The sequence below is a fragment of the bacterium genome (assembly GCA_037131655.1).
In the GTDB taxonomy this organism is placed as follows: domain Bacteria; phylum Armatimonadota; class Fimbriimonadia; order Fimbriimonadales; family JBAXQP01; genus JBAXQP01.
Genome location: JBAXQP010000102.1, coordinates 1 through 8,795, shown reverse-complemented (window position 1 = coordinate 8,795; position 8,795 = coordinate 1). Strand labels below are relative to the sequence as shown.

Genomic DNA, 8,795 nt, shown 5'->3' with positions numbered 1-8,795 from the left:
AAAGAAAACATCGTCTATAGCAACACGGTAGCAGGAGGCGACTCGACTTCTTTAGGGCTGCTCAATTGGATTGGCGCAAGTATGGCCAAAGATGATATCGCAGAGGTTAAAATCACCCGCGTGCCCGGTGTTTCTATGTCAGTTGACGATCTGGATGAAGCGAGAATAGCATCCACCTTCCAAAATACCGATAAAGCCACTCGTGATAGCTTAGGCATTATTGTAGGAGTCGTTCCCTATGAAGCCTACGCTTCTGTTTGCAAGCAGGTCAAGAACACTCGCGACGTGGGCATTTGGTACATCCGTTACAATAAGACTTGGTACTCAAAAACCACTTCGGACGCAAAAAGAAACTATCTCGTCGCTGTCATCACCCCCATCAGCTTCCTCAACGACATCGGCGTCATCAACGGCGAAAGAATGAGCATCAAAAGCATAGAAAACCCCGCCCCTCTCACGAAAGCTTTAAAGACGTGGACGAAAAAGAACAAAGTAAATGTCGAAAAGCCCACTAAAGAACGCCATATCGATTTAAAACAATAGGCATAGTTCGTATTGCGGCAAAGTTATATGCCTGAACGTCTTGCTGTTCAAGCTTTTCTGTTTTAGGAGACCAGGGGGTTTTGCTCCTTACGTGCCGTAGCTTTAGCGAAGGCTCGTCACCCTGAGCGTAGTCGAATGGTTTTCCGGAAGATTCTTCGACTACGCTCGGAATGACGTCCCGTTGGGACGTTTAGAGGAGGTTACTTCGGGTCAATCAGCCTCGTAATGACACGTATGGAGATTGACATAATAACCTGCCCTTTTAGGTTCAAAAACCACTTCTCCACATTGATGTGCATAAGTTCGTGGAAAGATTGTTGATAGGAAAATTACCTGCCTTTTGGAAGAAGGGGGTGTTGATAACAGAGGGGTTATCCTATTTCTATCCCCATGCCCATCCACAAACTCCTATATTAAAACTTAGAGGAATTTGTTAGGTTTTTCAATGTTCTGAGCCGTGGCATCTTGCCATAAAATGATCCATTAATGCTTATTACTTTTAAGACTTTTAGCCTCTGAAAGCATCTTCCACATCATCCACAGATATATAATAAATACTAATGTAATTAAATACTCCCATTGGGAAAGAAGGGAATTGGGAACAGCGCCTCGAAATGAGGTTTAATTACGGCAGGTTATGCTGGAATGATACTTACATTACTAAAGCTGAACAATTTTAGAAACTACCGATTTCTGGATTTTCGTCCGGAGAAAAGCCTTAACATCATCCGTGGCGCCAATGCCCAGGGTAAAACTAATCTTCTTGAAAGTATACACCACCTTTCTACCACCCGCCCCCTTCGAGCAACGAAAGAAAATGAACTTATATCATGGGGAGAAAATTCGGCTATCGTATCAGGAGAGGTGATGCGAGATAGTGGAGTTGATACCAGCCTGGAAATTGCCTTATCGAGCGAAGAACGAAAACAAGTTCGAATTAACGGCATGTTAAGGCCTAGGGTGATTGATTTATTTGGCAATCTCAATACAGTCACCTTCAGCGCTCAGGATTTGGGATTAGTAAGAGGGGAACCGGCCGAGCGTCGGCGGTTTATGGATTTGGAAATTGCCCAAATTAGACCGAGCTATGTGACTTGTCTTGCCCACTTTAGAAGGGCTTTGGCGCAACGTAACGAGCTTCTAAAGCGACATGCGGAGGGGAATGGGCCATTGACTTGTCTGGAGGCCTGGGATGAGCAAATCGTCCGATATGGCGCCCAGATGATGGAGATGCGATGGGAGTTTATTAAGCGCCTTTCCCCCCTGGCCGATGACGCCCACCAGCGATTAACCGAAGGCGTAGAGACTTTCAGGGTCACTTATCATCCTAACGTCCAACCATCCGAGGATATGAATTGGGCTCAAGCCTATGAAGAGCAACTCGAAACTAAACGAAACCAGGAAATAAGGATAGGCCGCACTCTTGTCGGTCCCCAAAGAGACGATGTAGCCTTGTTTGTGAATGAAAAAGAAGTACGAACCTATGGCTCGCAAGGCCAGCAGCGTACTGCGGTACTGAGTTTAAAGCTAGCCGAAGCACAATTGGCCCAAGAAGAAGTCGGTGAACCGCCGGTGGTGCTTTTGGATGATGTGATGTCGGACCTCGATGCCGCCCGAAGAGCCAAGGTGATGTCTTTTCTCACCGGCAATACGCAGGTTTTTATCACCTGTACTGATTTAGCTTCATTTTCTGATGAAATGATCTCTCAAGCAGCATTATTTACTGTCGAAGAGGGGCAAATATGTCGCGATTGACAGGATTTATCAGCGCCGCTGATGCGCTTTCAGGCGCGATGAAAGAGTGGAAGCTGGATCGCGATCTGCAGCTACGGATTGCGCTGTCAGCTTGGGGCGAACTGGTCGGTCCGCAAATCGCTAACGCCTCCCGCCCGCTTCGTATTAAAAATGACATAGTCGTCATCGCTGTCCCCAGCAGCGTATGGGCACAGGAACTCAGATTTCATACCACCGAGCTGCTGGAACGCCTGAATGCTCGTGTCGGCGAGCAGTATTTTAAGCAGATACGATTTGAAGTCCGTACGGGGGCTTTTAAGGAGAAGGAAGAGGAGCGCCCGATTCCTCCCTCTGATAACCCCACAACCGTTGAGCTTCAGCCGGAAGACCTTCTGAGCACGAACGAACTGGTGCAAGCGGTAGAAAACCCCGAACTGAGGGAAGCCCTCGTGCGTCTTATTCATTCGGCGCGGCAATCGGTTATATGGAAGAAGGCACACGGTTATATTGAATGCAATTTATGCGGTGCGGTCTATTCTCCAAGCTTCGAAAAGTGCCCTGTGTGCGTAGCAATAAACCGAAATGTTTGAAATCCTCCGACATCGTCCCCTCCTCCAAATGGCGCTGGCCTTCATCGTCGGTATAACTCTAACTCCTTATGTCGGATTGTGGATAATTATCCCCATTTGCCTTCTGAGTGTATTCGCGTTTTATCAACAAAGGGTGTGGATAACAATTCTATTAATGTTCATAACCCTGGGGATGATGCGTGTTAAGTTAGAGGAACGGGTAGACACAAATTCAATCTTAAGATGTCCGATTTCTCAAGAATTAAAGCTAAAAGGCATAGTCACCTCCGAGCCAATAATCTTAGTAATGCCGCCATTTACTCGTTATCAACTGGCTGTTAAAGAGGTGGATAACTTACCTGTTAGCGGGACCATCATCACACACATCAAAGGAAGCGCCGACCCGCCTCGATATGGTGAAGTTCTCGAGATGTACGGCGTTCTTGATGAGCTTATCGGCAACCGATCACCCGGCAAGCCTGATATGCGGGAATATATGCGCCTGCACGGCATTGAGCGGGTGCTTACGGTAAAAGATATTGGAAGTATTCGCTCACTTGGGATGGGATCGGGTTGGTTTTTAACTCAAGTGGTAAAGTTCCGCTCCGGCTTTAAGCGCGTGATGGCTTCCCTTTTATCGCCTGAAGAGGCCAATCTTATCGGCGGCATGTTCCTTGGGATTCAATCGGATGTGCCTGATGATCTTAAAAATTCTATGCAGCTGACCGGAACCTATCACATCCTCTCGGTTTCCGGCTTCCATGTGTTGGTGTTATGGCTGATGCTGTTTTGGCTGGCTCAGCGAGTAGGTCTATCAAAACGAGGCGCGACCATTATTCTTATCCCTGTCTTAGCGCTTTATGCCATCTTTGCTGGTGGTCAGGCGCCGGTAGTGCGGGCGAGTTTGGCGCTAGCCCTCTATTCTTCAGCGTTTCTATTCAGAAAAGAGCCAGATCCCCTCACTGCAGTAGGTGGCGCAGCTCTAGCGATCCTTCTCTTTGTGCCCCATTCAATTTATGATATGAGCTTCCAGCTCAGCTTTATCATAGTAGCGGTTATTATCCTGTGGGGCTGGCGGTTCCATTACTTATTATCCCCTCCTATACCAAAGCGTAGAGGTTATATAACTCGATTTGTACTCGGATCATTAGTGCTTTCACTCGCAGCCCAGCTCGGTTCTGCGCCATTAATCGCTTACTATTTCAACCAGCTATCACTTATCTCTCCGCTGGCGAATTTGCCAATAGCGTTGCTTTCTACAGTTGCGATATGGTGTACGCCTTTCTTATGGATTCTCGGGTCGTTGACTTTCGGATTAAGCGCTCATCTGGCTTTTGTTTCACTTCACCCTGTACTGTTGCTTTTCACAAAGACCGTTCACTTTATGGCGCAGATCCCATACGCTTGCATTCTTGTCCCCGCTCCGCCTGTATGGTGGTTGGCAATCTACTATTTAGCATTATTGGCTTGGGCAAAGGAGGCGCCAAATGAAGGTGCTTGACACGAAAACATCCCCCACCCGAATTCTGATGTGGGCAGTAGTCACCCTGCTCGTGATTACTGCCGCTTGGATGGCCACCCACCGTTATTCAAGCAATTTAGAAGTCTACTATCTCGATGTAGGTCAGGGCGATTCGGCGATTATTCGTACCCCTTCCGGCCATGTCATTCTCATCGACGCCGGACGAATCTCCGGAAGCTCAGATAAAGGTCAAACCACCGTCGTTCCCGCCTTGCGCGCCCTTGGGTTGCGTAAAATTGATTTAATGGTCTGGACCCATCCTGACGCAGATCATATTGGCGGGATGCGATCGGTGATGAATGCCGTTGAAGTCGGTTCAATTCTTGACACAAGTGCGATTGAAAAGCCTTCGCCTGTTTATGAAAAGCTTCTAAAGGAAACTCAACAGCGAAAAATCCCCTATCGTAAAGCCAAGCGGGGGCAATGGTTCGACTTTGGTGATGGCGTTAAGGCCGATGTTTTGTCCCCAGTTGAGGGATATGTGGGAAGTAATAACGACGAGAGCATTATCATGCGCTTCACCCTGGGCAAAAATTCCTTTTTATTTGAAGGAGATGCGGGATATGAAGAAGAAGGGGAACTGCTATCTTCCGGCATTCTTGTCCAGTCAGATGCGCTGAAAGTAAGCCATCATGGCAGTCGAACTGGCTCCAAAATAGAATGGATCGCTAAAGTCCAACCTAAATTCGCGATTATCAGTGTGGGAAAGAAGAACCCATTCGGCCATCCTCATGCTGAAACTCTTCAAATGCTTGAAAATGTCGGCGCGCAGATTTTCCGAACCGATCGAGATGGGACTATTATTGCTGAATCGGATGGACAGCAGATCACCGTCCATCCGTGGCGTTAAACTTATTTGGACAGTTTCGTAGCGGCAATTCCGTGGAGGGCATCCTCTTTGAGGATGATCACGCGGCGGCCTTGAAGTGAAATAAGTCCCTGTTGTTATATACTATAAAGATTATAACCTTAAAAAACACCCAATTTCTCCCTTCGGATAGTCACGAAATGGCATAATCATGTGGGAAGGGAGAGATGGGCTTGTGGCGCGTGTAATAGCTATTGTTAATCAAAAAGGCGGCGTGGGAAAAACTACGACCGCAGTCAATTTGGCGGCAGGATTGGCGCTTAGTCATCAGAAAGTGCTTCTGGTTGATTGCGATCCGCAAGGAAATGCAACAACCGGACTAGGCGTGGGCAAGTCGGTTTTGGGAGATTGCACCCTTTATGATGTGCTGGCTTGCGAAAAACCGGTTTTGGACGTCCTCAAAGAGACTGAATTAGAGAACCTCAAAATACTTCCCGCGACCCTCGATTTGGCGGGAGCTGAAGTCGAATTAATGGCGCAAGTCGCCCGTGAAAGTGCTCTTAAACGAGCGCTAGCCCCTATTCTTGAGCAATTCGACTGGATCATCCTCGATAGTCCGCCATCCCTGGGAGTGCTGACCATCAACTGCCTGGTAGCCTGTCAGGAAGTTATACTGCCAATCCAATGTGAGTTCTATGCGCTCGAAGGGCTAACGCAACTCCTCAAAACGATAGAAATGGTACGCCAAAGGCTTAATCCTGAATTGCGCATCTCGAAAGTGGTTTTGACCATGTACGATGGCCGTGCTAAGCTCACGCTTCAGGTTGAGGAGGAGATACGCAAGTTCTTCGCTGATACGGTCGCAAAGACCATCATTCCTCGCAACATCCGCCTGAGCGAGGCGCCAAGTCATGGGCAATCGGTGTTGACTTATGACCCCAAATCGCGCGGTGCAATCTCTTATCTGCAATTAGCCAAGGAGGTAATTAGCAATGGAACGAAGAGCGCTCGGTAAGGGCCTGGCGGCGCTACTGTCCGACCAGGTTGACCTGTCGATGGTTCGCCAGGTGCCGCTCACTCAGATTACAGCCAACCCTCACCAACCCCGGCGATTATTCGAACCTGCTCAGTTGCACGAATTAGCCGAATCAATCAAGCTCGTCGGAGTGTTACAACCGATCATCGTGCGCCAGACGGGAAATGACCAATATGAACTGGTTGCCGGAGAGCGCCGATTGCGGGCTTCCGAATTGGCTGGACTCCAGTCAATCCCAGTTATCGTTCGAACCGCCGACTCACAGGCAATGCTTGAAATGGCGTTAATCGAAAACCTCCAGCGTCAAGATATCAGCGCAATCGATGCCGCATGGGCGTATAAAAAGCTCATCGACGAGTTCGGCCTAACTCATGAACAAGTCGCAACAAGGTTGGGAAAAAGCCGATCGGCAATTACCAATGCCTTGCGCCTTCTTCAGCTTCCAGAAGAAGCGCGCACGTTGCTCGGAGCGGGCAAAATCACCGAAGGCCATGCCAGAGCGCTACTTTCTGTCAATGATCCGGAAGTACGCCGCTCACTTTTACAAGAGGTTACCGACAAATCCCTTTCGGTCCGCCAAGCCGAAAAGCGCGCCAAAGAGTTAACGAAACCCTCTACTCTATCCAAGCCATCTATCCAAGTGCCGATAGGTAACGATCCGGAATGGAAAACCTTAGAGCGACGATTGCGGGAGCTATTTGGGGCGAGAGTGCAAGTTCAACGAGTACCGCCGGGGGGACGGATTGTGATTGAGTTTTTCGACGAGGAAGACCTTGGCCGTATTATGGAATTGCTGGGGTTGTTCTAGCGCCGCGATGTTTCACGTGAAACAATTGGTTCTGCCTGAGTCGTCGTGCGTTTTAAAATATACAATCCAACCAGACATCCGAGAACATCAACTGCAAAATCTTTAAACTGACCCGTGCGGCTGGGGATAAAGAGTTGGTGGATCTCGTCAGTTACGGCATAGATGATTGCCGCGTAAAACCCAAAAGTCCGTGCTCTTGAGGCATTGGCGCCGAACCCGTAACGAGCTGCGCGATAGCCAAACCAAGTCAGGATAAGGAATTCAGTGAAGTGAGCTGCTTTGCGCAAAAGATGGCTTGCCAATGAAACTTCGTTCGAATCGAATTGCCGATGGGGCCAAGCGATATGCAATAAGCTTAATAACCATGTAATGGTGTTGCTGGTACGTCCAACGTCAGTCGACATAAAGAAAATCAAGCTCATCCATAATACAAATGGAAGACTTTGCATGATTAAACGTAATCGAGGGTTCATGTGCCAATGCCTTTCGGGAAGCCTTGATTTATTGGGTACCCTTATGATTGTCCGTAATACGCTGAGTGCGAATTACTTATTATAGCCGTATCCCTTTACGTTATCGATGGGACTTGTTATAATAACGAATAAGTATTCCAAGGGGGAAATCTCCTATGTTCTTCCGAAATTGTCTTGTAGTAGCATTATTGAGTGTCTGTTTCATTAATCAAATACAATCTGCAACGGTTCCAACTAAGCCAAAGCCGCCAGTTAAACCTGCTGTTGCCGTTCAACCCGCACAACCACAAGGGCCGATTGTACTTAAACGTGTTTTTACGCCCGGCAAAACAAATCGTTTCCGTATCGTTCTTCATATAAAAGGCGATTTCCAGACGCCCACTGTCGAAACGATGTTTCCGGTCAAACAGGTGCTCGAAAGAATTATCAACATCAAGACAAGCAGCATAACTCCTGACGGGACCGCCGATGTTACGTTTGATTATGAAACCTATAAGATTAAAACCTCTGAATTCTGCGATAGTCCGACTAAGACGTTTAATGTAGATGTTGGCGAGCCGATAGATATTATCCTTTCCCCGCTTAATGTTATCATCGCAGTAAAGAAAGAGCGTCTGCCCAAGAATAGACAACATTCAATCACAAACTTTGATGAAATGCTTCTTCTGGGTAATCATAGCCAAAAACGAGAAGTGTACCAATCCCTTGGAGGTGGTATTGTAGTCGATAGCATGATGGAACTCGTCAAGTTCGAGCGTCTGCTTGACTTCGGTCCCCAATATCCTCCAACTCCTGTAAAAGTGGGGGATACCTGGACTCAGGAAATCAGCTATGTTCCCGGCAAGGTGACCGCTGATGCTAATCAATCTTCCGATCCGGGTTTTACTCGTGTCCTTATGACTTATAAGCTTGATTCAATCAAGAAAAAGGGAAATCGGGAACTGGCTTATATAAGCGCTAAGTTTGAAACGGATATCGATGCAGCCCCCATGTATAAGGAGCATGGATTTTTCTTTGAGATAAAGAAGATGAATGCCCATGTAAGCGGCGAATTGACTTATGTTGTCGATAAAAAGACCTGTGTGATGGTGGCGCTTAGCGGTAAGTCGATGGGTAATGCCGAAAACTCCTTCTATTTCCCCGACCCAACCCAAGAATCAGGTAAGTACTTAATTAAGCGAGAGATAGCTATTGAAGTAGAGGTATCAGGCAAAGAGTTGCAATCGAAATAATCTAAGCCCCGATTAAAGTATAAAGTCTCCCGTCTTTTGGTGGGAGGCTTTATACTTTTCATACTCCCCT

Annotated in this window: 9 protein-coding genes; 8 read left to right on the top strand and 1 reads right to left on the bottom strand. The window is 47.5% G+C overall.

From position 1 onward, the window contains the following. From WCO51_06390 to WCO51_06360, 7 genes are all read left to right on the top strand, one after another. The coding region (locus tag WCO51_06390; protein MEI6512888.1) for a hypothetical protein at window positions 1-543 on the top strand (543 nt) is incomplete at its 5' end. 645 nt (window positions 544-1,188) lie between these two features. Continuing rightward, window positions 1,189-2,298 (top strand): DNA replication/repair protein RecF, encoded by a 1,110-nt coding sequence (gene recF / locus WCO51_06385; GenBank protein MEI6512887.1) that lies wholly within the window; start codon window positions 1,189-1,191, stop codon window positions 2,296-2,298. Then, on the top strand, window positions 2,286-2,867 hold the full coding sequence (locus tag WCO51_06380; GenBank protein ID MEI6512886.1) for a DUF721 domain-containing protein: 582 nt from the start codon (window positions 2,286-2,288) through the stop codon (window positions 2,865-2,867). The genes recF and WCO51_06380 overlap by 13 nt, the downstream gene beginning before the upstream one ends. Beyond that, a complete protein-coding gene (locus WCO51_06375) occupies window positions 2,860-4,347 on the top strand; it encodes a ComEC/Rec2 family competence protein (protein MEI6512885.1) in 1,488 nt (495 codons plus the stop codon). The genes WCO51_06380 and WCO51_06375 overlap by 8 nt, the downstream gene beginning before the upstream one ends. After that, a complete protein-coding gene (locus WCO51_06370) occupies window positions 4,334-5,218 on the top strand; it encodes a ComEC/Rec2 family competence protein (GenBank protein ID MEI6512884.1) in 885 nt (294 codons plus the stop codon). Before WCO51_06375 ends, WCO51_06370 begins: the two co-directional genes overlap by 14 nt. A 193-nt stretch (window positions 5,219-5,411) precedes the next feature. Further along, window positions 5,412-6,191, top strand: a complete 780-nt coding sequence (locus tag WCO51_06365; protein ID MEI6512883.1) for a ParA family protein — start codon at window positions 5,412-5,414, stop codon at window positions 6,189-6,191. Further along, window positions 6,169-7,020 (top strand): ParB/RepB/Spo0J family partition protein, encoded by an 852-nt coding sequence (locus WCO51_06360; GenBank protein ID MEI6512882.1) that lies wholly within the window; start codon window positions 6,169-6,171, stop codon window positions 7,018-7,020. Before WCO51_06365 ends, WCO51_06360 begins: the two co-directional genes overlap by 23 nt. Here WCO51_06360 and WCO51_06355 read toward each other — a convergent pair. Further along, entirely contained in the window at window positions 7,017-7,493 is a 477-nt protein-coding gene (locus tag WCO51_06355) for a VanZ family protein (protein MEI6512881.1), read from the bottom strand. The two genes, WCO51_06360 and WCO51_06355, sit on opposite strands and share 4 nt — an antisense overlap. Before the next feature lie 155 nt (window positions 7,494-7,648). Between WCO51_06355 and WCO51_06350 the strand changes: the two genes are divergently transcribed. Beyond that, window positions 7,649-8,725, top strand: a complete 1,077-nt coding sequence (locus WCO51_06350) for a hypothetical protein (GenBank protein MEI6512880.1) — start codon at window positions 7,649-7,651, stop codon at window positions 8,723-8,725. Window positions 8,726-8,795: the final 70 nt, after the last annotated feature.